This window comes from Dankookia sp. P2 (assembly GCF_050632255.1).
In the GTDB taxonomy this organism is placed as follows: domain Bacteria; phylum Pseudomonadota; class Alphaproteobacteria; order Acetobacterales; family Acetobacteraceae; genus Paracraurococcus.
The window spans coordinates 6,300,950-6,323,369 of record NZ_CP192581.1; the positions used below are offsets into that span (position 1 = coordinate 6,300,950).

Annotated in this window: 24 protein-coding genes and 8 pseudogenes; 5 read left to right on the forward strand and 27 right to left on the reverse strand. The window is 73.0% G+C overall.

Annotated features, from left to right (window positions below; genetic code table 11):
- The 20 genes and pseudogenes from ACQ86J_RS37530 to ACQ86J_RS37625 form a co-directional block, all read right to left on the reverse strand.
- Window positions 1-1,142: pseudogene (locus ACQ86J_RS37530) on the reverse strand (efflux RND transporter permease subunit).
- Window positions 1,142-1,852, reverse strand: coding sequence for an efflux RND transporter permease subunit (locus ACQ86J_RS37535; protein WP_431272681.1), 711 nt, complete (start codon window positions 1,850-1,852; stop codon window positions 1,142-1,144). The pseudogene ACQ86J_RS37530 and the gene ACQ86J_RS37535 overlap by 1 nt, the downstream one beginning before the upstream one ends.
- A gap of 85 nt (window positions 1,853-1,937) precedes the next feature.
- Window positions 1,938-3,200: pseudogene (locus ACQ86J_RS37540) on the reverse strand (efflux RND transporter permease subunit); the annotation flags it as partial.
- Between the two features lie 15 nt (window positions 3,201-3,215).
- Window positions 3,216-3,500 (reverse strand): hypothetical protein, encoded by a 285-nt coding sequence (locus tag ACQ86J_RS37545; protein ID WP_431269471.1) that lies wholly within the window; start codon window positions 3,498-3,500, stop codon window positions 3,216-3,218.
- Window positions 3,501-3,603: 103 nt separating this feature from the next.
- Window positions 3,604-3,834 (reverse strand): annotated as a pseudogene (locus ACQ86J_RS37550) (multidrug transporter subunit MdtA); the annotation flags it as partial.
- A 119-nt stretch (window positions 3,835-3,953) separates the two neighbouring features.
- Window positions 3,954-4,397: pseudogene (locus ACQ86J_RS37555) on the reverse strand (biotin/lipoyl-binding protein); the annotation flags it as partial.
- 117 nt (window positions 4,398-4,514) lie between these two features.
- Window positions 4,515-5,012, reverse strand: coding sequence for a TolC family protein (locus ACQ86J_RS37560; protein ID WP_431269472.1), 498 nt, complete (start codon window positions 5,010-5,012; stop codon window positions 4,515-4,517).
- Between the two features lie 90 nt (window positions 5,013-5,102).
- On the reverse strand, window positions 5,103-5,942 hold the full coding sequence (locus ACQ86J_RS37565; protein WP_431269473.1) for a TolC family protein: 840 nt from the start codon (window positions 5,940-5,942) through the stop codon (window positions 5,103-5,105).
- A gap of 7 nt (window positions 5,943-5,949) precedes the next feature.
- The gene (locus ACQ86J_RS37570) at window positions 5,950-6,198 is read right to left on the reverse strand and encodes a periplasmic heavy metal sensor (RefSeq protein ID WP_431269474.1); all 249 of its coding nucleotides are present in this window, start codon (window positions 6,196-6,198) and stop codon (window positions 5,950-5,952) included.
- Window positions 6,199-6,831: 633 nt separating this feature from the next.
- Entirely contained in the window at window positions 6,832-6,966 is a 135-nt protein-coding gene (locus tag ACQ86J_RS37575) for a sigma factor-like helix-turn-helix DNA-binding protein (RefSeq protein ID WP_431272682.1), read from the reverse strand.
- Window positions 6,906-7,352, reverse strand: a complete 447-nt coding sequence (locus ACQ86J_RS37580) for a sigma-70 family RNA polymerase sigma factor (RefSeq protein WP_431269475.1) — start codon at window positions 7,350-7,352, stop codon at window positions 6,906-6,908. The genes ACQ86J_RS37575 and ACQ86J_RS37580 overlap by 61 nt, the downstream gene beginning before the upstream one ends.
- A gap of 298 nt (window positions 7,353-7,650) precedes the next feature.
- Window positions 7,651-8,259, reverse strand: a complete 609-nt coding sequence (locus ACQ86J_RS37585; protein ID WP_431269476.1) for a YdcF family protein — start codon at window positions 8,257-8,259, stop codon at window positions 7,651-7,653.
- Window positions 8,260-8,301: 42 nt separating this feature from the next.
- Window positions 8,302-8,712, reverse strand: coding sequence for a glycosyltransferase family 2 protein (locus ACQ86J_RS37590; protein ID WP_431269477.1), 411 nt, complete (start codon window positions 8,710-8,712; stop codon window positions 8,302-8,304).
- The gene (locus tag ACQ86J_RS37595; protein ID WP_431269478.1) at window positions 8,663-9,166 is read right to left on the reverse strand and encodes a glycosyltransferase family 2 protein; all 504 of its coding nucleotides are present in this window, start codon (window positions 9,164-9,166) and stop codon (window positions 8,663-8,665) included. Before ACQ86J_RS37595 ends, ACQ86J_RS37590 begins: the two co-directional genes overlap by 50 nt.
- 2 nt (window positions 9,167-9,168) lie before the next feature.
- Window positions 9,169-10,038: a glycosyltransferase family 2 protein gene (locus ACQ86J_RS37600; RefSeq protein WP_431272683.1), complete on the reverse strand. Its 870-nt coding sequence runs from the start codon at window positions 10,036-10,038 to the stop codon at window positions 9,169-9,171.
- On the reverse strand, window positions 10,035-10,373 hold the full coding sequence (locus tag ACQ86J_RS37605; RefSeq protein ID WP_431272684.1) for a glycosyltransferase: 339 nt from the start codon (window positions 10,371-10,373) through the stop codon (window positions 10,035-10,037). Before ACQ86J_RS37605 ends, ACQ86J_RS37600 begins: the two co-directional genes overlap by 4 nt.
- Window positions 10,374-10,641: 268 nt before the next feature.
- Window positions 10,642-11,415: pseudogene (locus ACQ86J_RS37610) on the reverse strand (glycosyltransferase); the annotation flags it as partial.
- A complete protein-coding gene (locus ACQ86J_RS37615; protein ID WP_431269479.1) occupies window positions 11,312-12,040 on the reverse strand; it encodes a hypothetical protein in 729 nt (242 codons plus the stop codon). The gene ACQ86J_RS37615 and the pseudogene ACQ86J_RS37610, both read right to left, overlap by 104 nt.
- Complete coding sequence (locus ACQ86J_RS37620; protein ID WP_431269480.1) at window positions 11,926-13,749, reverse strand: flippase; 1,824 nt, start codon at window positions 13,747-13,749, stop codon at window positions 11,926-11,928. Before ACQ86J_RS37620 ends, ACQ86J_RS37615 begins: the two co-directional genes overlap by 115 nt.
- A gap of 131 nt (window positions 13,750-13,880) precedes the next feature.
- Window positions 13,881-14,666, reverse strand: a complete 786-nt coding sequence (locus tag ACQ86J_RS37625) for a sugar transferase (RefSeq protein ID WP_431269481.1) — start codon at window positions 14,664-14,666, stop codon at window positions 13,881-13,883.
- Window positions 14,667-14,927: 261 nt separating this feature from the next.
- Between ACQ86J_RS37625 and ACQ86J_RS37630 the strand changes: the two genes are divergently transcribed.
- Window positions 14,928-15,062, forward strand: coding sequence for a hypothetical protein (locus ACQ86J_RS37630; protein ID WP_431269482.1), 135 nt, complete (start codon window positions 14,928-14,930; stop codon window positions 15,060-15,062).
- A gap of 3 nt (window positions 15,063-15,065) precedes the next feature.
- Here the strand turns inward: ACQ86J_RS37630 and ACQ86J_RS37635 are convergent, their stop codons facing one another.
- On the reverse strand, window positions 15,066-15,236 hold the full coding sequence (locus ACQ86J_RS37635) for a hypothetical protein (RefSeq protein WP_431269483.1): 171 nt from the start codon (window positions 15,234-15,236) through the stop codon (window positions 15,066-15,068).
- Window positions 15,237-15,324: 88 nt separating this feature from the next.
- Window positions 15,325-16,023, reverse strand: a pseudogene (locus ACQ86J_RS37640) (substrate-binding domain-containing protein); the annotation flags it as partial.
- A gap of 9 nt (window positions 16,024-16,032) precedes the next feature.
- On the opposite strand from ACQ86J_RS37640, the pseudogene ACQ86J_RS37645 reads away from it, so the two are divergent.
- Both ACQ86J_RS37645 and ACQ86J_RS37650 read left to right on the forward strand, forming a co-directional pair.
- A pseudogene (locus tag ACQ86J_RS37645) lies at window positions 16,033-16,272 on the forward strand (substrate-binding domain-containing protein); the annotation flags it as partial.
- Between the two features lie 118 nt (window positions 16,273-16,390).
- Window positions 16,391-16,858, forward strand: coding sequence for a substrate-binding domain-containing protein (locus ACQ86J_RS37650; protein ID WP_431269484.1), 468 nt, complete (start codon window positions 16,391-16,393; stop codon window positions 16,856-16,858).
- Window positions 16,859-16,929: 71 nt separating this feature from the next.
- Here ACQ86J_RS37650 and ACQ86J_RS37655 read toward each other — a convergent pair whose 3' ends face one another.
- The 4 genes and pseudogenes from ACQ86J_RS37655 to ACQ86J_RS37670 form a co-directional block, all read right to left on the reverse strand.
- A complete protein-coding gene (locus ACQ86J_RS37655; protein WP_431269485.1) occupies window positions 16,930-17,223 on the reverse strand; it encodes a hypothetical protein in 294 nt (97 codons plus the stop codon).
- Window positions 17,224-17,375: 152 nt separating this feature from the next.
- Window positions 17,376-17,741, reverse strand: coding sequence for an FAD-dependent oxidoreductase (locus tag ACQ86J_RS37660; protein WP_431272685.1), 366 nt, complete (start codon window positions 17,739-17,741; stop codon window positions 17,376-17,378).
- A pseudogene (locus ACQ86J_RS37665) lies at window positions 17,668-18,483 on the reverse strand (NAD(P)/FAD-dependent oxidoreductase); the annotation flags it as partial. The gene ACQ86J_RS37660 and the pseudogene ACQ86J_RS37665, both read right to left, overlap by 74 nt.
- A gap of 120 nt (window positions 18,484-18,603) precedes the next feature.
- Window positions 18,604-19,425, reverse strand: coding sequence for an enoyl-CoA hydratase/isomerase family protein (locus ACQ86J_RS37670; protein WP_431269486.1), 822 nt, complete (start codon window positions 19,423-19,425; stop codon window positions 18,604-18,606).
- A 341-nt stretch (window positions 19,426-19,766) separates the two neighbouring features.
- Between ACQ86J_RS37670 and ACQ86J_RS37675 the strand changes: the two genes are divergently transcribed.
- Window positions 19,767-20,531, forward strand: a complete 765-nt coding sequence (locus tag ACQ86J_RS37675; RefSeq protein WP_431269487.1) for a hydroxymethylglutaryl-CoA lyase — start codon at window positions 19,767-19,769, stop codon at window positions 20,529-20,531.
- A 35-nt stretch (window positions 20,532-20,566) separates the two neighbouring features.
- Window positions 20,567-21,802 carry a CaiB/BaiF CoA transferase family protein gene (locus ACQ86J_RS37680; protein ID WP_431269488.1) on the forward strand — a complete coding sequence of 412 codons (1,236 nt, stop codon included), beginning with the start codon at window positions 20,567-20,569 and terminating at the stop codon, window positions 21,800-21,802.
- Window positions 21,803-21,828: 26 nt separating this feature from the next.
- Here ACQ86J_RS37680 and ACQ86J_RS37685 read toward each other — a convergent pair whose 3' ends face one another.
- Window positions 21,829-22,371 carry a hypothetical protein gene (locus tag ACQ86J_RS37685; RefSeq protein ID WP_431269489.1) on the reverse strand — a complete coding sequence of 181 codons (543 nt, stop codon included), beginning with the start codon at window positions 22,369-22,371 and terminating at the stop codon, window positions 21,829-21,831.
- Window positions 22,372-22,420 lie beyond the last annotated feature (49 nt).

Here is a 22,420-nt window from a genome sequence, read left to right on the forward strand (position 1 = left end):
CTACTCGGCCGGCACCGGCTCGCGGCGCCGCACCAGGCGCTGCACGCGCGCTCGCAGATCCTCCATCGCGAGATAGATGACCGGCGTGGTGTAGAGCGTGATCACCTGGCTCAGCAGCAACCCACCGACGACGGAAACACCGAGCGGCAGGCGCAGCTTCGACCCGGTGCCGCTTTCCAGCACCAGCGGCAGGGCGCCGAGCAGCGCGGCAAGCGTCGTCATCATGATCGGGCGGAAGCGCAGCAGGCAGGCTTCCTCGATCGCCTCGCGCGGGGTGCGGCCGTGGTCGCGCTGCGCCTCCAGCGCAAAGTCGATCATCATGATCGCGTTCTTCTTCACGATCCCCATCAGCAGCACGATGCCGATGAGCCCGACCACCGAGAGGTCAAGCCCGAAGACGCGCAGCGCCAGCAGCGCGCCGATGCCGGCCGAGGGCAGGGTCGAGAGGATGGTGATCGGGTGGATCACGCTCTCGTACAGCACGCCCAGCACGATGTAGATGACGATGATGGCGGCGAGGATCAGCCAGGGCTCGCCGCGCAGCGAGCGCTGGAACTGGCCGCATCGCCGGCGAAGCTGCCGGCGATGGTGTCGGGAAGGCCGATCTCGGCCTCGGCGGCGCGGATCGCCGTGATCGCCTCGCCGAGCGAAGCGCCCGGGGCGATGTCGAAGCCGAGCGTCACCGCGGGGAACTGGCTCTGCTTGGTGACGGTCAGCGGCCCGGGGCCGCGGCCGATGGTGGCGAATTCTGGACAGCGGCACCTGCGGCGGTGCCGGCCGGCGACTGCACCGGCGTCCCCTGGGCCGTCGCCGCCTGGCCGGCGGTAGCCGGTACCCGCAGGAGGCCGATCATCGAGGGGGTCGTCGCGCAGCTCGGGCGAGGCTTCCAGCACCACGCGGTACTGGTTGTTCTGCGTGTAGATCGTGCTGATCTGCCGCTGACCGAAGGCGTCGTAGAGGATGTCGTCGATCGCCTGCATGGTGACGCCGAGCCGGCCGGCCTTGTCGCGGTCCACGTCGACCGTCACCCGCAGCCCGCCGTCGCGCCGGTCGGAGGAGACGTCGCGCAGGATCGGCAACGCCTCAAGGCGGCGCTCCAAGATCGGCGCCCAGCGGCCGAGCTTGACCGGGTCCGGGTCCATCAGCGTGTACTGAAAGGCGGTGCTGCCTCGGCCGGGCGCCGATCTGGATGTCCTGCACCGGGGAGAGGTGGACGGTGACGCCGGGCAGCGCGTCGAGCGCGGGTTGCATCCGGGCGATGATTGCGGCGGCATCCAGCGGCCCGGTCGTCGCGCGGCCGCAGCACCGCGGTCAGCCGCCCGGTATTCTGCGCCGGGTTGACGATGCCGGCGCCGATGACCGAGGTGACGGAGAGCACGTCGGGGTCGGCCCGCATCGCCTCCGCCACGCCCCGCTGCAGCGCCGCCATGCGGCCGAAGGAGGCATCCTCCGGCCCCTCCATCGTCGCCACGATGAGGCCGGTATCCTGGGAGGGCAGGAAGCCCTTCGGCATCACCACATACATGGCGACGGTGCCGGCCACGGTCAGCGTCGCCAGCAGCAGCATCAGCGCCTCGTGCCGCAACGCCCAGCGGAGGCTGCGGCCATAGGCGTCGCGCATGCCGTCCAGCGCCGCTTCGGTCATGCGGGACAGCCGGCCGGGCCGCTGCATAGTCGCCGGCTTCAGCAGATGGCCGCACATCATCGGCGTCAGGGTCAGCGAGACGACCATGGAGACGACGACACTGATGGTCAGCACCAGGGCGAATTCCTGGAACAGCCGGCCGACCACCCCGGGCATGAAGAGCAGCGGGATGAACACCGCGACCAGGGAGACGGTCAGCGAGACCACGGTGAAGCCGATCTGCGCCGCGCACTTCGTAGGCCGCCTGCAGCGGGCGCTTACCCTCCTCGATCAGCCGGACGATGTTCTCGATCATGACGATGGCGTCGTCGACCACGAAGCCGGTGGCGATGGTCAGCGCCATCAGCGAGAGGTTGTCGAGCGAGAAGCCGCAGAGCGCCATCACCCCGAAGGTGCCGATGATCGACAGCGGCAGGGCGACGCCGGGGATCAGCGTTGCCCGGCCGCTCCGGAGGAAGACGAAGATCACCGCCACCACCAGCGCCACCGCCAGCACGAGGGTGAATTGCACGTCGTGCACCGAGGCGCGGATCGTCGCCGTGCGGTCGGAGACGACCGACAGCGTCGCCCCCTGCGGCAGCGCCTTCTGCAGCAGGGGAAGCTGGGCCCGGACATCCTCGACGGTCGAGACGATGTTGGCGCCGGGCTGGCGCTGGACATCGATCAGCACCGCCGGCCCGCCATTGTACCAGGCGCCGTTCAGCGTGTTCTCGAGATCCTGCACCGCGGCGCCGATATCGGCCAGCCGCACCGGGGCGCCATTGCGCCAGGCGACGATCAGCCGGGCGAAGTCGGCCGGGTCCTTCAGCTGGTCGTTGGCCATGACCGAGGAAGCCTGGCGCGGCCCGTCGACGCTGCCCTTCGGCGTGTTGACGTTGGCGGCGGCGATGGCGGTGCGGACATCCTCGAGCGAGAGGCCATAGGCCGCCAGCCGCACCGGATCGGCCTGCACCCTGACCGCCGGCCGCATCGTGCCTTGCACCAGCACCCGGCCGACGCCGCTGACCTGGCTCAGCCTTTGTGCCAGCAGCGTGTCGGCGGCATCCGAGAGGCGGAAGATCGGCAGGGTGTCGCTGGTCAGGGCGAAGGTGATGATCGGCGGGTCGGCCGGGTTCACCTTCGCGTAGGTCGGCGGGTAGGGCAGGTTTCCGGGCAGCGTGCCCTTGGCGGCGTTGATCGCCGCCTGCACGTCCTGCGCTGCGTCGTCGATGCTGCGGCCGAGGTTGAACTGCAGGGTGATGCGGGACGTGCCCGGCCCGCTGGTCGAGACGATGTCGGTCAGCCCGGCAATCTGCGCCAGCTGGCGTTCGAGCGACGCGGTGACCAGCAGCGCGACGGTCTCTGGGGAGGCGCCGGGCAGGGTGGTGGTCACCTCGATGGTCGGGAAGTCGACCTCCGGCAGGGCGGAGACCGGCAGGCGCAGGTAGCCGAACAGGCCGCTCAGCAGCACCGCGATCGCCAGCAGCGTGGTGGCGGATCGGCCGGGCGATGAAGGGGGCGGAGACGCCGCCGAAGCGTTGTGGCGAGGGCGGTGGGACCGAGCGGCCCGCCCCACCGTCAGCCGCCGGGCTCACGGCCTGGCATCCGCGGCCTGGCGCGGCCGCAGCCGCCGCTCGCCCGGGGCCGGAGCGGAGACTGGGTCGCCATCCTCGCTCGGCATCACCGCAGCGCCGGGGCTCAACCGCAGCGCCCCCGAGGTCACCACCCGCTCCCCGGGCTGGATGCCCTGGCGCACCACCGCCTCGGCCGCGGTCAGCGCACCGAGCCGGAGCGGCCGCTGCTCCACCGTGCGGTCGGGCTTGAGCACGAAGGCGAAGGCGCCCTCCGGCCCGCGCTGGACGGCAACCAGCGGCACGGTGGTGACGCTCCCGCAGCCGGTCCACCTCAAGCCGCACATTGACGAAGGCGCCGGGCCAGAGCCGCAGGTCCTCGTTGGCGAAGGAAGCCTTGAGCCGGATCGTGCCGGTCTGGGCGTCGACCGCATTGTCGATGGTCAGCAACTCGCCCTCCGGCAGCGCGGTGCCGGTATTGCGCGCGACCTGCACCGGCACGGCGCCGCGCCCCATCGCCTCCTGGACCCGGCCGAGCTCCTGCTGCGGCAGGGTGAAGACCACCGCGATCGGCTGGAGCTGGGAGACGGTGACGATGCCGGTGGCGTCGCCGGCGCGGACGATGTTGCCCTGGTCCACCAGCCGCAGCCCGACCCGGCCATTGATGGGCGAGCGGATGGTGGTGAAGGAGAGCTGGTCCGCGCCGCGTCGATCGCGCCCTGGTCGGCGGCCACCTGCGCCTCGAACTGCGCCACCTGGGCGCGCTGGGTGTCCTGCTGCTGCTTCGAGACGCCCTCGTTCCGCGCCAGGGTGGTGTAGCGCTGCAGGTCGAGCCTTGCATTGGCCAGCTGCGCCTCGTCCTGCGCCTTCTTCGCCACCGCCTGGTCGAGCGCGGCCTGGTAGCTGCGCGGATCGATCCGGGCGAGGAGATCGCCCTGCTTCACCATCTGGCCTTCCTTGAAGGCGATCTCCAGCAGCTGGCCGTCGACCTGGGCGCGGACGGTGATGGTGTTGAAGGCCTGCACCGTGCCGATGGCATCCAGCCGGATCGGCACGTCCTGCTGCTGCGCCGCGGCCACGGTGACCGGCACCGGGGCGCCGCCGCGGCCTGGCCGGCCGGGCGCTGCCGGCGCTTCCGCCACGGCGGCGGCCTGCCGCTGCCGCCAGTACCAGGCGCCGCCCCCGGCGCCGGCCAGCAGCACGAGGGCGAGGAGGATCAGGAGGCGCGGCGCTTCGACAGGGGGATGGCCTCGGGTCTGGATGCTTCAGATACGTGCGGCGGATGCATTTCCCATACGCCGTTCGGGTGACGAAGGGTGTCACGCTACCGGGGTCCCCCAGCCGCCGCCCAACGCCCGGAACAGCCCCACCGCCGCCTGCAGCCGGGCCAGCCTGGCCTGTGCCAGGGTGGTCCGGGCGGAGAACAGCTGCTGCTGCGTGATCAGCAGGGTCACGATGTCGATGGTGCCGGCCCGCAGCTGCGCCTCGGAGATGGCATAGGCGCGCTCGGCCATCCGCACCGCATTGGCCTGGAGCTTCTCCTGCTCGGTGGTCTGGCGCAGCGCCACCAGGGAGTTCTCGGTATCCACCAGGGCATTGAGGATGGCGAAGCGGTATGTGGACACCAGCTCCTCGGCCCGGGCCTCGTTCAACTGGACCTGGCCGCGCAGCGCGCCGCCGCGGAAGATTGGCTGGGTCAGCCCGGCCGCCAGGTTGAAGATCAGGCTCTCCGGACGGGTCAGGGTCTCGAGCGCCAGGCTGGTCCAGCCGCCCGAGCCGGTCAGGGTGACGGAGGGCAGCAGCTGCGCCCGCGCCACGATGATGTTCGCATCTCGCCGCGGCCAGCGAGGCCTCGGCATTCAGCACGTCGGGGCGCCGGGCCAGCACCTCGGCGGGCAGCCCGGGGGTCACCGGCGGGACGTCGAGCTTGTTGAAGGTGCCGCCACGCAGCACGATCCCCTGCGGCGGCCGGGCGACCAGGGTCCCGAGCGAGTTGCGGTTCGTCTCGATCTCCTGCACCAGCGGGGGATCTGCGCCTGCTGCTGCGCCACCACGGTTTCCTGCTGCGCAAGTTCCAGCCCCGTGCCGGTGCCGACCGAGACCCGGTCGCGGATCACCCGGAGCACGCGCTGGGCGATCTCGAGATTCTGCTGCTGGATCGCCAGCCGCTCCTGTGCGCCGAGCATGGCGAAATAGGTATTGGCGACCGAGGCCTGGGTGGTCAGCGTCACCGTCCCGACATCAAATCGGCTGGCGAAGGCGGATTGCTCGGCCGCCTCAACCTGGGAGCGGTTCTTGCCCCAGAAATCGACCTCGTAGCTGGCCGAGAGCAGGGCACGGTTGCTCGAGGTCACCCGGACCCTGCGGCTGGTCAGCCCAGTGATGCTGGCGGTGTTGACGCTGCCGGTCTGCGACCGCAGCGCCTGCACCGAGCCATCCAGCGTCGGCAGCAGCGTGGCGCCGGCGATGCGGAGCTGCGCATCCGCCTGCCGGACCCGGGCGGCGGCGCCGGCGATGTCGGTATTGGCCGCCATGGCCTCCGCCATCAACCCGTCGAGCTCGGCGGAGCGGAAGCCACGCCACCAGCTGGGGTCGGGCCAGTTCGCCGCCAGCGCCGGGTCGCTGGCCGCCAGCCGGTCCGGCAGGCCGATGCCGGAGGAGGTGGCGGGCGGGGTAAGCCAGGTGCAGCCGGGCAGCAGCGCCGCGGCGGCCAGCAGGGCCGCGCGGCGCGAGGTGGCGGACGCCATGTCTCTCCTATCGTCCCTGCTGCCGTGCGGCGGCGATCTGTGCCCTGCCGGCCGGGGAGACCGCCTGCATGGCATGCACCATCGTTCCGGTGAAGGCGTTGTTGAAGGCGGCCCAGCGCGCGGACCACTCCGCCAGCGCCGTCCGCAGCGCCGCAGCGTCGAAGGGCTCGTGCGCCATCGCCGCATCCACCGTCTTTCCGGCGGCCCGCAGCGCGGCCAGTTCCTCGGCGTAGTCCGGCCGCTCGGCCTCCAGCACCGCGCGGAATTTCCGGCCGGTCCGCGGCCGGCAGCGCCGACTCGATCCGGTTCACCATGCGGTCGAGGCCGCGGCCGCGATGCTCCGGCACCGCCGGGCGGGCGAGGAGGAGGCTGGCGAGGACGATGTTGACGACAAGCGAGGCGCCGAACGCCGCGCCCAGCAGGGCGCGGCCGGATGGCGGGGTGATCAGAGCGGGTCCTCCGCAATGGGCAGGGTCTGCAGCGGCGCCAGTGGGTCGCCGACCGCGGGGCCGGCCGAAAGGCTGAGCCAGAGCGCGCAGGTGGCCATGGCGGCCAGCGCCCCCCAGCCCGCCGGGACGGCAGGACGCAGCCATTCCAGCAGCCGGAGCCAGGGCCGGCCGGGGCGGGCAGCGGGCTGCGGGCGACCTGCCGCGCCACCGCCAGCCGCAGCCGGGCGACGGCCTCCGGCGCCGGCTGCGCCAGGCCGGCCGCCAGCCGGGCATCGAGGGCGCGCGCCGCGTCCAGCAGGCCGCGCGCCTCCGCCGAGGCAGCGAGCAGGCGGTCCGCCGCGGCACGCCGGCCAGCCGGCCAGCGCGCCGGGTAGGGGCCATGGGCGTCGAGCAGGCGGGCAAAGCGGGCGGGCGTCATGGCGACAGGATCCTCCGCAGCATCAGCCGGCGCGGCGCAGCAGGCCTTCCAGCGCACGCTCCGAGACATCGAGGGCGGCGGCGGCCTCGGCGCCGCTCAGCCCGTCCTCATAGGCCAGGGCGATCGCGGCGCGCTGGCGGGCGGGCAGCAGCGCCAGGGCGGCGGCCAGCGCCGCGCGGTCCTGCGCGGCAGCGGCGCGGTCTTCGGGGCCGGGGCGGGGTCGGGCAGGGCGGCGAGCGCCGCCTCGCCGGCCTCCGGCGCGACGCCGCGGCGGCGGGTCCGGTCGATCGCCAGGTTCAGCGTAATGCGGTGCAGCCAGGTGGTGAATCGCGCCCGGTCCGGATCGAAGCTGGCGGCGGCCTGCCAGGCGCGCAGGAAGGCTTCCTGTGCCACCTCCTCGGCCTCCGCGCCATCGCCCAGCACCCGCATGGCGACGCGCAGCGCGCGCTCGCCATGGCGCTCGACCAGCACTCCGAAAGCGGCGCGGTCGCCGGCGGCGGCCCCGCGCATCAGTTCGGCATCGGTCGCGTCCTCCTGCGCCATCAGGCCGGCGGGCCTGGCGGGAGCCGGGGGCGAGCCGCCTGCGGCAGGCGGGGAAGGGCGAGGGCGATCGGCATCGGCTGCTGCGGCCTGTTACGCGCCGGCGGCCACGAACCCACGCGCGACGGCCAAGCGGCGTCGCAATCTGGCCGATCACGGTGCCGGGAAAGTGCGTCCGTCCGGCCCATCAACCAGTAGGCGAACAGGCCGAGCCACTCCCTGGTCCCCCATTCGAATTGCTGCAGCCGCACCGGGAAGGATACCTCCAGCCAGACCCCGCTGCCCGCCCCGGTGCGGTAGTTCACCGGCCAGGGGTGATGTGCCAGCCCGCCTTGCGGAAGACCCCCATGCTGCGCGGCATGTGGCTGGCCGAGGTGACGAGCAGCCAGGTCTCGCCGGGCTTCGGGTGGATCTGGCGGAGCGTGTTGACCGCATTCTCATGGGTATTGCGGGATTGGTCCTCGAACTCCATGCGGTCGGCCGGGACGCCGAGGTCGCGCCAGAGTTGCCGCGCCACATCGGCCTCGCTCAGCGCGCCGGGCGCCAGGCTGGCGGTGCCGCCGGTGAAGACGAGCCGCGCCTCGGATGGCGGCGCAGCAGCGCGACCGGTTCGGTCATGCGCTCGGCGGCCCCGTTCAGCGCCGGCAGGCCGCGGGACTCGGTCAGCTTCTGCTCGACCGCGCCGCCGAGCACCACGATCCCGTCGATATGCGCCGGCTCGACGGCCGGGCGCGGGAAGCGGTCCTCCAGCGGCCGGACCACCGGCTCGTCGAGCGGCAGCAGCGCCAGCAGGCCGAGGAAGCCGATCCCGGCCAGCGCCGGCCAGCGCCCCCAGCGCCGGCCGCGCCAGAGCAGCAGGAGGCCGAGCAGCGCCAGCGTGATGGCCGCTGTCCCCGGCCGCAGCGGCCACCAGAGCAGCTTCGAGACGAGGAAGGCGATGTCTTGCACGGCGCTAGAGCTCCAGCACCCGGCCGGGCGAGAGGCGCCCGCGCGCCCAGTCGGCCAATGCCAGCAGGTTGCCGCGGAGGCGGCCGAAGCGGTCCGCCCAGGGCTCCGGCCAGGGCGAGCGCGCGGCGTTCTTCAGCGTGTGGCGAAGCAGGCTCGGCAGCGCATGCGACCAGGGATAGGTGCCCTTGCGGGCGAGGTAGACCGAATTGGCCACCTGCGAATAGCCGAGCCGCCGGCCTGGCGTGCGGCCGAGCTTGGTGCCGAGATGCACGCCGCGGGCGCCGGCCAGCCGCAGGATCGCGCCATGCCGGCCGAGCAGGCGGGTGAAGTCGATGTCCTCGTACCAGGCATAGAGCGGCAATGCCTCATCCACCCGGATGCCGTGCCGCCGCACCGGATCCAGCCGCACCGCCATGTTGCAGCCATAGCCGTTGAAATGCGGCTGCGGCGGCGAGCGGACCGCCGGCATAGCGGTCCCGCGCCAGGATCGCCCGGCCTTCCTCGGGCGAATAGCCCGGGGCATTGGCGCCGTCCGCCAGGACGGTGCCGGTGGTGACCACGCAATCCGGCCGGGCGGCGAGCACCGCCTCGGTCACTGCGCAATAGTCCGGCGCCGGCAGGAAGTCGTCGTCGAGAAAGAGCAGCAGGTCGCAATCCGCTGTGGCGTCGAGGATGGCGTTGCGCTGCCGCGGCAACCCGGCCGGTGAGAGGAGGTACTCGACCCCGGGCCGCGGCGCGCCGACATCCTCCGGCGTCACATGGCAGACGATGATGCGGTCCGGCCGGCGGGTTTGCCGCTCCAGCTTGTCCAGGGTTTCCGCCAGGATGGCGGCGCGGCCGCGGGTGGCGATGCCGATCGCAAGGCGCATGGTCAGCGCTCCGCCAGGGCGGGCAGCGGCAGGCCCGCCGCCGCGCCGGGCGTGAGGAAGCCGGCCAACCGGCCGCGCAGCGTGGCGGCGTAGTAGCGTGCCGCCAGCATCCGTCCGCGCAGCGCGCTGACCAGGATGCCGCCGAGCGGGCGCACCATGAAGGGCAGCCAGACGCCGGCCGGCACCGCATGCCGCCGCAGCACGAAGCCCATGCCGCGGGCATAGAGCGCGGCGCGCTCGACCGCGACCGGGGTCAGCCGCTTGTCGGGATGGACGATCCGCTGCGCCGGGTCGTAGCGCGCCACATGTCCGGCGCGGACGGCGCGCAGCACCAGGTCGTTGCCCTCGGTCGAGCCGAGCGGCGTGCCGGGGCCGAGCCGCTCGTCGAAGCCGCCAAGCGCCAGTGCCACCTTCCGGCGGAGGAAGAGGTTGAATTCGATGACGCTGGTCCAGACATTGGCAGCGTCGATCGGGCCGGCCTCCGCGCGCCAGCGGCCGGAGCCGAGGCCGCCCTCCGGCGAGGCGGCCGGGCCGGTCAGGATCGCCAGCGCCGGGTCCGCGAAGGCGTCGAGCACCCGCGCCAGCACGCCCGGCGGAAAGCTGCAATCGTCGTCCGGGAAGCCGACGATGTCGCCGCGCGCCAAAGCGAGTCCGAGGTTGCGCGCGTGGTTGGCATGCGCCCGCACCGTGCGTTCCCAGCGCAACGCCAGCCGGTCGCGCCAGGCCGCCATCACCGGCGCCAGGCGGTCGTCGGCATTCTGGTCGACCACGATCACCTCGAGATTTGGGTGGCGCTGTGCCGCCAGGCTCTCGAACAACGCGTCCAGCTCGCGGTCGCGGCCGCGCGTCGCGGACGACCAGGCTGACTTCATGCCGCCGCACGCTCCGCCAGCAGCTCCTCGAGGTGCCCGCGGAACCGATCGCGGAAGGTCGCGGCGGAAAAGCGCAGCGCATTCGCCCGGCACGCCGCGGGATCGATGGCGGGCGACAGCGCCTCGAAGCGCTCCACCGCCGCGGCGATTGCGGCCGCGCTCTGCTCGGGGAAGAGGATGCCGGTCTCCGGCCGGACGATGTCGCGCGCGCCGCCGCGACCATAGGCGATCAACGGCGTGCCGCAGGCCTGCGCCTCGACCATGCCGATGCCGAAATCCTCCTCGGCGGCATAGACGAAGGCGCGGGCGGTGCGGGTCAGCCGCACCAGCTTCATCCTGCGGCACCCGGCCGCGCAAGGTGATGTTCGGCGCGCCGTCGGCGGCCTGGCGCACGAGGGCGGCGCCTGGGCCGTCGCCGCAGACCACCAGCCGGCGCTGCGGCATGGCGCGGAACGCCTCCACCACCAACTCGACCCGCTTGTAGGGCACCATGCGGGCGGCGATCAGGTAATGGCCCTCCCGCGTCTCGCCGAGCGGAAAGCCCTCGACATCGACCGGCGGGTGGATGACCGCCGCGGAGCGCCTCCAGACCTTCTCGATCCGTTCGGCGATGTAGCGGCTGTTGGCGACGATGCTGTCGACGCCGGCGGCCGAGGAGCGGTCCCAGTGCCGCATCCTGTGCAGCAGCCAGCGGGTGTAGAGCGCCATCGGCCCGCGCTCGAGCCCCGCCTGCCGCAGGTACTGGTGCTGCAGGTCCCAGGCATAGCGCATCGGGCTGTGAACGTAGCTGACATGCAGCTGGCCCGGTCCGGTGATGACGCCCTTGGCGACCGCATGGTTGGAGGAGATGACCAGGTCGTAGCCGGCCAGGTCGAATTGCTCCACCGCAATCGGCATCAGGCCGAGGTACTTACGGAAGTGCTTCCGCGCGAAGGGCAGGCGCTGGATGAAGCTGGTGCGGACCGGCCGGCCGCGCAGGAAGCCGCGCTCGGTATCCGGCAGCACGTCGCAGACCGCGAAGAGGTCGGCCTGCGGCCAGATCTCCAGCAGCTGCTCGACCACGCGCTCGGAGCCGGCATAGCTTTCCAGCCATTCATGGACGATGGCGACCTTCACGTGCCGCGCTCCTCGGGCAGCAGCTTCAGCAGCCGCCTCGGCGGCGCCGCGCCAGGTGTAGCGCGCGGCACGCTCGAGGCCGCGGGCACGCAAGGTGTCGTACAGGCCTTCCTCCTCCAGCAACCGGCCGAGCATGGCCGGCAGGCGACGCGCGCCGTCATTGTCGAACCAGAGCGCCGCCTCGCCGCAGACCTCGGGCACCGCGCCGGCGGCGGCGGCGATCACCGGGCAACCGCACGCCATGGCCTCCAGCGGCGGCAGGCCGAAGCCCTCGTAGCGGGAGGGGAACAGCAGGCAGATCGCCGATCTCGTAGAGCGCCCGCAGCTCCGCATCGCTGACCCGGCCCAGCGCCCGCACCGCCTCGCCGGCGGCCTCGCTCCCCTGGCGGAACACCGCCGGGTCGGCGGCGCCCGCCACCGCCAGCAGGCAGCCGTGCCGGCCGAGCAGCCCGGCGCATTCCGCCAGCGCCGCCAGGTTCTTGTGCGCCGCCGGATTGCCGACCACCAGCGCGTAGCGGCCGGGGACGAGCCCATGGCGCGCAAGCACGCCGGCCTCGGCCGGGGCGCGGAGGATATGCTCGGCGCCTTCCGGCATCACGCCGATGCGGGCGGGGTCGAGTTTCAGGTGATCCGCGATCCGGCCACGGGAGAATTCCGAGACGGTGACGATCCGCGCCCCGACCCGCGGCAGCGCCAGGTGCAGCGCGCGGTACCAGGCGCGGAAGGCGGTCGAGTAGCTCTCCGGCGTGTCGAAGGCGCCGGCGTCGTGGATCACCACCAGCTGGTGCCGCCCGGCGGCGAGCGGCGCCGTGTTGCCCAGGTTGACCAGGGTGCGGCCGCGGGCGCGCAGCGGCAGCTCGGATTGTTCCCAGGCCTGGCCACGCAACAGGGGGAGGCTTCCTCCGCCAGGTTGCCGAAGGGTGAGGGCGGCCCGCCTGCCGGTCGCAGCAGCCTGGCATCGGCCAAACGGTACGCGCCGGCGAGGGCGTCAAGCTCGCGGCAGATCTCGGTGGCGAAGCGCTGCACGCCGGTCACCCGCTGCCCCAGGAAGCGGCCATTGATCGCCAGCGCCATCAGCCGGCCCCACCGAGACGCAGCAGCCCGCCCGGATGCCGCAGGCCATCGCGGATCCGGCCGCGCTCGCCGGGGTCGAGCGAACGGAAGGCCAACCCGGCGAAGCTGCCCAGTGCCAGCATCCCGACCGCCAGCAGGGCCGGAGGCGAGCCGATGGCCGGCATCAGCGCCAGGCCGATGCCCGCCACAGACAGGGCGGGCAGCAGCCGGATGGCGCCATCCCGCGCCTGCGGATAGAGCCGGGCGGCGAGCCAGAGCTTGCCGAGGCAATCGACCAGGCAGCGCAGCGTCCAGGCGATGCCGGCGCCCTCGATCCCCTGCCAGACCACCATCAGCGCCGCGAGCGGCAGGTAGACCACGGCCTGGAGCAGCGCGAAGCGCGCCGTCAGGGTCGGGCCGGCCGATCGCGTCGATCAGCGCGCCGGGCACGTAGGCCAGGCAGGAGAAATAGATCCCGACACCCAGGATCCGCAGCACCAGCCCGCCGCCGGCGGCGAAATCCGGCCCGAGCCAGAGGCCGAGGATACGGTCGCCGGCCCCGGCCAGCACCAGCGCGATCGGCAGCACGAGGCCCATCACCAGCAGGCTGCCGCGACGCAGCAGGGCGACGGTCTGCTGCGGCAGCGTGGCATAGGCCGAGGCGAAGGCCGGCAGCAGGGTCTGCGACACCGCGACCGGCACCATCCAGACGCGCAGCACGAGGTCGAGCGGCGTGGCGTACCAGGCGACGGCTGCCAGCGAGAGCAGCGCGCCGATCAGGAAGCGGTCGGCATAGAGCAGCGCCTGCACCAGCAGGCCGGAGAAGGTCATCCACCCGCCGAGCCGCAGGAGCGGCAGCACCAGGCGGAGCCGCAGCGGAGTCGCCAGCACCCGGCGCACCAGGCCTCGCAGCAGGAACAGGTAGGAGAGGGTATTGGCCAGCCGCACCGCGACCAGGGTCAGCATCACCGCCATCAGGTCGTCCCAGACCAGCAGGACCAGGACCGGGCCGAGATAGTAGAAGATGTTGACCGGGATGGTGGCCAGGTTGGCGGCGCGGAAGCGCTGATAGGCCGCCAGCACGCCCCAGAGCGCGGCGTTCAGCACCACCAGCGGCGCCGCCGCGGCCAGCACGCGCATCGCGGCGATGGCCTGCGGCTGCAGCGCGGCCGGCACGTTCAGCACCCGCTCGACCAGCAGCGGCACGCCGAGCCAGAGGCCGGCCGCAACCGCCAGGCTCAAGCCGCCGAGGCAGGCCAGGGCCGCGCCGACGAGGCCGGCGGCCTCCTCGCCGCGGCCCTGGCCGATGCGTTCCGACAGGGCACGGGTCAGCGCCTGGCCGACGCCGAAGTCGAAGACACCGAAGACGCCGACCAGGGCCAGCGCCAGGGTGAAGAGGCCCCAACGCTCCAGGCCGAGCTGGTGCACGAGGAACGGCGTGAGCACCAAAGCGAGGATGAGCGGCAGGCCGCGGCCGGCGGCGTTCCAGGCGATCCCGGTGAGCAGGGCGCGCGCGCGGGTGCGGGCTTCGGGCTGGTCCATCGATACCTTTCCGGCACGGGGCCGGGCCACGAGGGCGGGCCGAAGGTCAATCCAGGCAGGCGGGCCCAGGCCGGTGGGCGCCGAACGGGCGGGGCGTGGCAGCCCCGCTCGCCAGGGTCAAGGGGCGCAGATCAATAGGCGCCCCGGCGCGACAGGACCACCAATGGAGTCCGCAGCAGGATGCGGAGGTCGGTCCAGACCGACATGTTGGTGGCATAGCGGGTGTCAAGCGCCACGCGGGTGTCGTAGCTGGTCTCGCTGCGGCCGCTGATCTGCCATAGCCCGGTGATGCCGGGGCGCACAGAGAGGTAGTATTCCGCCGCCGCGCCGTAATGCGCCGCCAGCTCGGCCGCGACCACCGGGCGGGGGCCGACCAGGCTCATCTCGCCGCGCAGCACGTTGATGAGCTGGGGCAGCTCATCGAGGCTTGTGGCACGAAGGAAGCGGCCGGTGCGGGTGACGCGCGGGTCGTCGCGCAGCTTGCGGGTCGCCTCCCACTCCGCCCGGGCGGCCGGGTCGGCCTCGAGCAGGGCGGCGAGCCGGGCCTGCGAGTCCGTGACCATGGAGCGGAACTTCAGGCAGCCGAACCGGCGGCCGCCGCGGCCGACCCGCTCATGCGCGTAGAAGACCGGGCCGCCATCGGCCCGGATGAGCAGCGCCAGCAGCGCGAAGGCCGGGGCGGCCAGCAGCAGCAGCAGGCCGGCGCCGAGGATGTCGAGCCCCCGCTTCAGCAGGGGTTGGAGGCTGGCCGGCCGCGCCGAGGCGCGCCCGAGGGTCGCCGCACCGGGATGTCCCAGGCTGGCATGTGCCAGGCTCGGGCCGGCGACCTCGGAAACCATCGGCTCATAGAGCATCAACGCCAAGCATGGCGGCCCGACCTTCCTCGAACCAGGCGGCCGGATGGCCGCTTCTGGCATGTCCCTATCCGCCGGAAGGCGGGCTGGCCGATCGGCCGGTTCGCTTCCGGATAGACGTCTTGTGCCCCAAGGGAAGTGCCGGATTGCGACGCGCTTGCGGCCGGATTGTGGCGGGGCATGATCCTGGCGACCCGACCCCGCGAAAGCGGAGCCGGGGCGGGCATTCACAGTTGGATAACCCCCAGGCTGGCAAAACGGGCGGCGAGGCCCGCCAAGGCCTTCAACAAAGGATGGCTTCGACCGACAAGCGGAGACAGCGCCATGTCGTGGACAATGCCAGCGGAGCCGGAGGATACGGCGCCGCCCGATGCCGCCGCCCGGGGCATCCTGCTGGCGGCGATGCTGTCCTCGGTCCTCTGGGTCGGCCTCGCCCTGAGCGTCCTGGTCCTGTGGTGACGCTCAGAGATTGAAGGCGACGCTGCCGGTCCCCGCGGTGTCATAGCCGCCCATCCGCGCGGCGCGGGCGCCGAAGGCCGGATCGCGGGCGAAGCCGAGCAGGGCCTGCACCGGCGCCTCGAAATAGCTCCGCCGGTCCATCACCAAATCGAAGCGCTCCCGCAGCAGCGGCACGAAGCCGAGGCCGCGGGCCGCTGCTGCGCGCGCGGATGCCGAAGCCGGCCGCGGCGCGGCCTTCCGCCACCGCCGCCGCCACCTCGTCCTCCGCCATGGCAGGGTCGGACAGGAAGCCGACCTGATCAAGCCGCAGCTCGGCCTCCGCCAGCAGGTGCAGGAGCAGCGCGTGGCTGCCGGCGCGGCGCTGCCGGCCGATCACCCGCAGCCCTGGTCGGGCCAGGTCGGCGATGCCGGCGAGAGCCAAGCGGATTGCCCGGGGGACGATCAGCCCTTGCTCGCGCCAAGCCCAGACCACGCCCACCGCGCCGCGGCCGGACAGGGCCGCGCGCACCGCCGGCTCGTTGAAGGCGCCGCTGTCGGGGTCGATCAGGTGGGTCGCGGCGACCATGGCCTCGCCCCGGGCCAGCGCCTCCAGCCCGTCCAGGCTGCCGCCGCCGCGCAGCGCCAGGCCGCAGCCGGATTGCCGGACCGCCCAGTCGAGCAGCGGGTCGTGGCTGCCGGCGAGGATGGCAGGTGGGGAGTGCGCGACCCGGCTCCCGGCGGGTCGGCCTGCGCGGCCAGCCAGCGCTCGAGCAGGGCGCGGGGGAAGAGCCACTTGCCGCCGAGCTGGGCCGCCGGCACCCGGCGCTGCCGCGCCAGCTCGTACAGGGATCGCTCGGGAGAGGCGCAGCCAGGCGGCGGCCTCGCGCAGGGTCAGGACATCCGGCATCAGCCGGCAAATCCCGGCAGACGAAGCCATGCCGTCAAGCGCCTGCGGCGTTGCGGCCGGGGCTGCCGGCCGCATCTGACGCACATGCTCCTGCGCCGAAGCCTGTTCGCCCTGCTCCTCCTGCTGCCCTGCCTGCCGGCGGCGGCGCAGGAGCGCTTTATCACCGTGGCCTCGACCACCAGCACCGAGCAGTCGGGGCTCTTCGCCCACCTGCTGCCGGCCTTCACCGCGGCGACCGGGATCGGCGTGCGGGTGGTGGCGCTCGGCACCGGGCAGGCGCTGGATGTCGGCCGCCGCGGCGATGCGGACGCGCTGCTGGTGCACGACCGGGCGGCGGAGGAGAAAGTCGTCGCCGAGGGCTGGGGCGGGCCACGCCATGCGGTGATGTACCAACGACTTCGTCTTGGTCGGCCCGGCGGCCGACCCGGCCGGCATCGCCGGGATGTCCGACAGCGCCGACGCGCTGCGGCGGATCGCCGCCGCTGGCGCGCCCTTTGTCTCCCGTGGCGACCGCAGCGGCACCCATGCGGCGGAGCTGCGGCTCTGGCAGCTGGCCGGGATCGATCCCGCCGCCGGGCGGGGCGCCTGGTACCGCGAGGTGGGGCAGGGGATGGGGCCGGCGCTGAATACCGCCGCGGCGCAGGACGCCTACCTGCTTGCCGATCGCGGCACCTGGCTGGCCTTCCGCAACCGGCAGGAGCTGCGGGTCCTGGTCGAGGGCGACCAGCGGCTGTTCAACCAATATGGCGTGATGGCGGTCAGCCCGGCGCGGCACCCGCATGTGAAATCGGCCGAGGCGGAGCGCTTCATCGCTTGGCTGGTCGGCCCGCCCGGCCAGGCGGCGATTGCCGCCTATCGGATCGGCGGGGAGCAGTTGTTCTTCCCCAATGCCGGGCGGCCGGGAGCCTGAGGCGCCGGCGCACCTCGCAGGCCAGCGCCAACCGCTTCACCTGAGGCCAGGGCCGCGAGCGTCAGGCCGCCTCAGCCGGCACTGACCCGAATGTGGATCCGGCCGGCACCCTGCAGCTGCGGACGGGGGACCAGGGCGGAGATGCGGCCGGGATAGGAGAGCCGGCCGGCCGGCATCAGCTCGGCAAAGGCGTCACGCTCCGCCGGTGGCAGGCGGCCCAGGCATTCGCCGGCGGCGGAGAAGGCGCCGATCGCCCGGCCGCCGCTCAGCAGGCGGAGTTCGATCGCATCGCCGACCCGCGGCGAGGCGACACCGGGCCCCGGCTCGCCGGTCAGGTAGGTAAGTAGGTCGAGGCCCTGCGCCACGTGCTTGTTCCTGTGCGGTCACCCGGCCCGAAGCTTCGAACCGTCTGGGTGCAATGTCTCCGCATCATATTACAGGTCGATGGCGAATGGGCGATTGGTTTGATGTATTTTCAATCGTTTACTGACATTTACGCGAGCGAGGCCTCAGCCGGTCATTCCCCCGCGACGACATCCCGTACCAACTCGCCCAAGGCGAGCGAGGCGGTGAGCCCGGGACTTTCGATGCCGAACATGTGGACGAGCCCCGGCACTCCATGCGCCGCCGGGCCCATGATGGTGAAATCCTGCCCCGGTGCGCCGGGCGGCACGATCTTCGGCCGGATGCCGCTGTAGCCCGGCGCCAGCGCACCATCCCGCAGCGCCGGCCAGTAGCGGCGGATGGCGGCGTAGAAGCTGTCGCCGCGTCGCGGGTCGACCTCGTAGTCGATCTCCTGCACCCATTCGACATCCGGCCCGAAGCGGGCCTGGCCGCCGAGGTCGATGGTCAGGTGGGTGCCGAGGCCGCCCGGCACCGGCACCGGGTAGATCAGGCGGGAGAAGGGGTTGCGCCCGGTCAGGGTGAAGTAGTTGCCCTTGGCGTAGTAGGCGGTGGGCACCAGTTGGCTCGGCATGCCGTGCAGGTTGCCGCGCCAGCTTCGGGGCATGCAGGCCGGCGGCGTTCACGAGGGTGCGGCAGCGCAGCGCCATCGGCTCGTCGCCACCGACCTCGATGACCACACCATCCTCGGTCACCCGGCCGCCGAGGACCGCCGCGTGGAAGACGAAGACCGCGCCGGCATCCGCCGCGTCGCCCTGCAGCGAGAGCATATAGGCGTGGCTGTCGATGATGCCGGTCGAGGGCGAGAGCAGCGCCGCGGTACAGTGCAGCTCCGGCTCCAGCGCCAGGGCCTCGTCGCGCGTCAGCATGGTCAGGTCGGGCACGCCATTGGCGGCGGCGCGGGCCTGGATGGAGCCGAGCTTCTCCGCCTCCGCCTCGTCGGTGGCGACGATCAGCTTGCCGCACCTGGTGTGCGGAATGCCGCGCTCCCGGCAGTAGTCATAGAGCCGGTGCTTGCCCTCGACGCAGGCGCGGGCCATCAGGCTGCCGGCGGGGTAGTAGATGCCGGCATGGATGACCTCCGGATTGCGGGAGGAGGTCTCGGTGCCGATGCCCTCGGCGGCATCGAGCACCAGCACCTCGCGCCCGGCCAATGCCAGGGCCCGGGCAACCGCGAGGCCGACGACGCCGGCACCGACCACGACACAATCGAATTCGTCCATCGCTTCCTCGCCTGGGTGGCCGGCTACCAGTGGCAATCGGCATCGCCCGCGACACGTCCGGGCCGGGCTCGACCTGGCCTTCGTCCCCACGGTCGGGATGTTCGCCCGGCGATGCGCGGTTCAAGCCCCCGCCCTGCTACCGCCCCTTGAACACCGGCTTCCGCTTCTCCCGGAAGGCGGCGAGTCCTCGCGGATATCCGCGCTGTCCTTCGCCACCTTCATCCGCGCCTCGAGCGCCGGCACGTCGAGCGCCTGGTGGCCGATCTCGTTGATCGCGCGCTTGGCCCCCTGCACCGCCAGCGGCGCGAGCTCCCCGAGCCGGCCGGCGATCGCATCGATCCGCGCATCGAGCTCGGCCGGGGCGACGAGGTCGGTCAGGTAGCCGATCCGCAGCAACTCCTCGGCGCTCTGCTCCTCGGCCAGCATGAAGAGACGCTTGGCATTGTTGAAGCCGAGGCGGGAGACGTAGCGGCGCAGCCCACTTTCGTAATAGTGCACGCCGATCCGGGCGGCGGGCATGAACATCACGGTTGCCGGGGTGACGCCGACGCGGAAGTCGCAGGCCAGGGCGAGATCGGTGCTGCCGCCATAGACCCCGCCATGCAGCCGGGCGATGGTCGGGATCAAGAGCATCTCGAGCCGGTTGATCATGTCCTCGAAGGTGGCGCCGGGGGTGTCCTTGATCCCGCCGGCGGCGGCCTGCTGCGCCATGCCGTGCAGGTGCGCCCCGGCCGAGAAGGCCTTGCCGGTGGAGGCGAGGACGAGCACCCGGATCGCGGGGTTCGCCTCGACCTCGGCCAGCAGCGCCAGGATGCGGACGATGTCCTCGGGCTGCACGCGGTTCATCACCTCGGGGCGGTTGAGGTGCAGCGTGGCGCGGCTGCCGGCGATGGCGAGGGTCGGCAGGCTGCCCTCGTCGCGGGTCTTCACGGCGGCGCTCATCGCTTGGTCTCCTCCTGGCGTCCCCGCCTTGTGCCGGGCGGGCGCCCGGGCGGCAAGGTGGGGCGCGCCGAAACGCCGGACCACCCCCTGGCGCCGCCCCGCGCCCCGCGCCACTCTCGCCGCCAAATTCCGCCAGCGGAGGGCGCCCATGTCCGATCTCCCAAGCCATGTCGACATCCATGAGGAAGGCCCGCGCGAGGGCTTCCAGATCGAGCCCGGCCGATCCCGACCGCCGACAAGGTCGCCCTGGTCGAGGCGCTGGCGGCGACCGGCCTGCGCCACATCCAGGTCTGCTCCTTCGTGAACACCCGCCTGGTCCCGGGCTGGGGGATGCTGAGGCCGTGGCGGGCGGCTTCGCGCCGCGGCCGGGGGTGCACTACACCGCGCTCTGGTTCAACGAGAACGGGCTCCGGCGGGCGCTGGCTTTCGCCGACCGGCTGACGCTCACCGGGTCGATCTCGCTGGCCGCCTCGGATGCCTTCTCCCGCAAGAACCTCAACCGCGGCCATGCCGAGAACCTCGAGGCGATGCGCAAGCAGACCGCGGCGCACCAGGCCGCCGGCGTGCCGGTGACGCGGCTCGGCGTCATGGCCGCCTTCGGCTGCAACTACCAGGGCGACATCTCGCCGGCCCAGGTGGTGCAGACCGTGGCGGACGGGCTGGCCGTCGCTGCCGAGGCCGGCGTCGCCATCACCGACATCTCGCTGGCCGACACGATGGGTTGGGCGACGCCAATCCGGATCGAGCGCGGCGTCGGCGCGGTGCGCGAGCGCTGGCCGGGGATGCGCATCGGCCTGCACCTGCACGACACGCGCGGCCTCGCGGTCGCCAATGCGCATGCCGGACTCCGGCTCGGCGTGACGAAATTCGACAGCACCGTCGGCGGCCTCGGCGGGTGCCCCTTCGCCGGGCAGAAGGGCGCGGCGGGCAATATCTGCACCGAGGAGCTGGCCCTGCTCTGCGAGGAGATGGGCATCGCGACCGGCATCGACCTCGACGCGCTGATCGAGGTGGGGCGCATGGCCGAGCGCATCGTCGGCCACCCGCTGCCCTCCGAGCTGCTGCGCGCCGGCAGCCTCGACGCCTTCCGCCGGCAGGCGGCATGACTGCGTCCGATCGCGGCGCGCCGGAGGCGCAGAGCGTGAATCGGCCGCAGCCTTCGGCCGGGCCGCAGCCGCTGCGGGGGCTCAAGGTCCTCGAGTTCAGCCACACCATCATGGGCCCTTGCGCCGGGCTGCTGCTGGCCGATCTCGGCGCCGACGTGGTGAAGGTGGAGCCCGCACCGGCCGGCGACCACACCCGCCGGCTGCCCGGCTTCGCCTCCGGCTTCTTCGCCACCTTCAACCGCAACAAGCGCAGCCTGGCGCTCGACCTCAAATCCGCCGCGGGACAGGCCACCGCGCACCGGCTGGTGGCCCAGGCCGACATCGTGCTGGAGAATTACGGCCCGGGCACGATGGAACGCCTCGGCTGCGGCTGGGAGCAGCTGCGCGCGGTCAACCCGCGCCTGGTCTACCTGGCGCTGAAGGGCTTCCTCGCCGGGCCCTACGAGCACCGGCCCGCGCTCGACGAGGTGGTGCAGTTCCAGTCGGGCCTCGCCTACATGACCGGCCCGCCGGGGCGGCCGCTCCGCGCCGGCGCCTCGATCATCGACATCCTCGGCGCCGTCTTCGGCGTCACCGCGACCCTGGCGGCGCTGCGCGAGCGCGACGCCACGGGGCAGGGGCAGCGGGTCTGCTCATCCCTCTTCGAGAGCGCGGTCTTCCTGATGGGCAGCCACATGGCCGGCGCCGCCGCCACCGGCGAGCCGCCGCCGCCGATGCCGGCGCGGCGCGGCGCCTGGGGGATCTACGACGTCTTCCAGGCCGCCGACGGGGAGCTCTTCATCGGCGTCACCAGCGACCAGCAATGGGCCCGCTTCACCCGGGCCTTCGGCCTGGCCGAGCTTGCCGCCGACCAGCGGCTTGCGACCAACGCGCAGCGGGCGAAGGAGCGGTCCTGGTTGCTGCCGGCGCTGCAGGCGGTGCTCGGGCGGCTGCCACAGGCCGAGGTCGAGGCGCTCTGCGAGGGCGCCGGCATCTCCTGGGCGCCGGTTGGCAAGCCGGCCGACCTGTTCGAGGACCCGCATCTGCTGGCCGGGGGCGGGCTGCTGCAGACGGCGATCTCGGCGCTGGGCGGCGGCGCCCAGGTTGGGCTGCCCGCCCTGCCGCTCGAGTTCGGCGAGGGCCGCGGCCGGGTTACCCTGCGCCGGCAGCCGCCGCGGCTGGGCGAGCACAATGCCGAGGTGCTGGCCGAGGCGGGCTATGCCGCCGCAGAGATCACCGCGCTCTCGGCCGCCAAGGTGGTCGTGGCCGCGGAGCCATCGCCCGCCGCCTGAGCGGGCCGACCCCCGTGCCCAGGATCTCAGGCGGTCTGGGCGAGGGCCAGGTCCGGCGCCGCATCCTGCCCGGCCCGGCAACCGACGGCGCGGAGCAGCCGCAGCAGCCCGGGTTCCGCCTCGACGGGGCAGGGCGCCGAGGCCATCCCACCCGGCCCGGCGCCGCGCACCTGGGAGGCCAGCATCGCACCGAGATCGCGTCCCCGGTAGTCGGCCTCCTCGGTGGCGATCACCTCCGGCCCGCGCCGCTCCGGCACCGCGCAGGCGAGGGCGACCACCGCATTGCCGGCGAAGGCGCCATAGGCGACGAGGCGGGTGAAGTCGACCGCGGCGCAGAGCGCGGCGATCCCGGCGGGGTCGGGCACCGGCAGGCCGCCGGCCAGCCCGGCCGCGGCCAGCCGGCCCAGATGTGCTCGCAGCGCGGCGCGGTCGGCCGCGTCCAGGCGGCGCACCCGCAACCAGGGGAAGGGCGACCTGCGGGCAATGACATAGAGCCGCGGCGGCGGGCCACGGCGGCGGCGGGGGTGTCGGCGTTGTCGAAGCCATGGCTGGCCATGCGCGTCTCCCATGGGTGCGGCGCGGCCGGGTTTGCGGCACGCGCAGCGCCAATCCTTACTC

Bases quoted from the DNA above. Each gene is read 5' to 3' on its own strand.
- ACQ86J_RS37565 (WP_431269473.1), bottom strand. From the start codon at position 5,942: ATGGCGTCCGCCACCTCGCGCCGCGCGGCCCTGCTGGCCGCCGCGGCG.
- ACQ86J_RS37580 (WP_431269475.1), bottom strand. From the start codon at position 7,352: ATGGCGCAGGAGGACGCGACCGATGCCGAACTGATGCGCGGGGCCGCC.
- ACQ86J_RS37590 (WP_431269477.1), bottom strand. From the start codon at position 8,712: ATGGCGGTGCGGCTGGATCCGGTGCGGCGGCACGGCATCCGGGTGGAT.
- ACQ86J_RS37595 (WP_431269478.1), bottom strand. From the start codon at position 9,166: ATGCGCCTTGCGATCGGCATCGCCACCCGCGGCCGCGCCGCCATCCTG.
- ACQ86J_RS37600 (WP_431272683.1), bottom strand. From the start codon at position 10,038: ATGAAGTCAGCCTGGTCGTCCGCGACGCGCGGCCGCGACCGCGAGCTG.
- ACQ86J_RS37605 (WP_431272684.1), bottom strand. From the start codon at position 10,373: ATGAAGCTGGTGCGGCTGACCCGCACCGCCCGCGCCTTCGTCTATGCC.
- ACQ86J_RS37620 (WP_431269480.1), bottom strand. From the start codon at position 13,749: ATGGACCAGCCCGAAGCCCGCACCCGCGCGCGCGCCCTGCTCACCGGG.
- ACQ86J_RS37625 (WP_431269481.1), bottom strand. From the start codon at position 14,666: ATGCCAGAAGCGGCCATCCGGCCGCCTGGTTCGAGGAAGGTCGGGCCG.
- ACQ86J_RS37630 (WP_431269482.1), top strand. From the start codon at position 14,928: ATGTCGTGGACAATGCCAGCGGAGCCGGAGGATACGGCGCCGCCCGAT.
- ACQ86J_RS37650 (WP_431269484.1), top strand. From the start codon at position 16,391: ATGTCCGACAGCGCCGACGCGCTGCGGCGGATCGCCGCCGCTGGCGCG.
- ACQ86J_RS37670 (WP_431269486.1), bottom strand. From the start codon at position 19,425: ATGAGCGCCGCCGTGAAGACCCGCGACGAGGGCAGCCTGCCGACCCTC.
- ACQ86J_RS37685 (WP_431269489.1), bottom strand. From the start codon at position 22,371: ATGGGAGACGCGCATGGCCAGCCATGGCTTCGACAACGCCGACACCCC.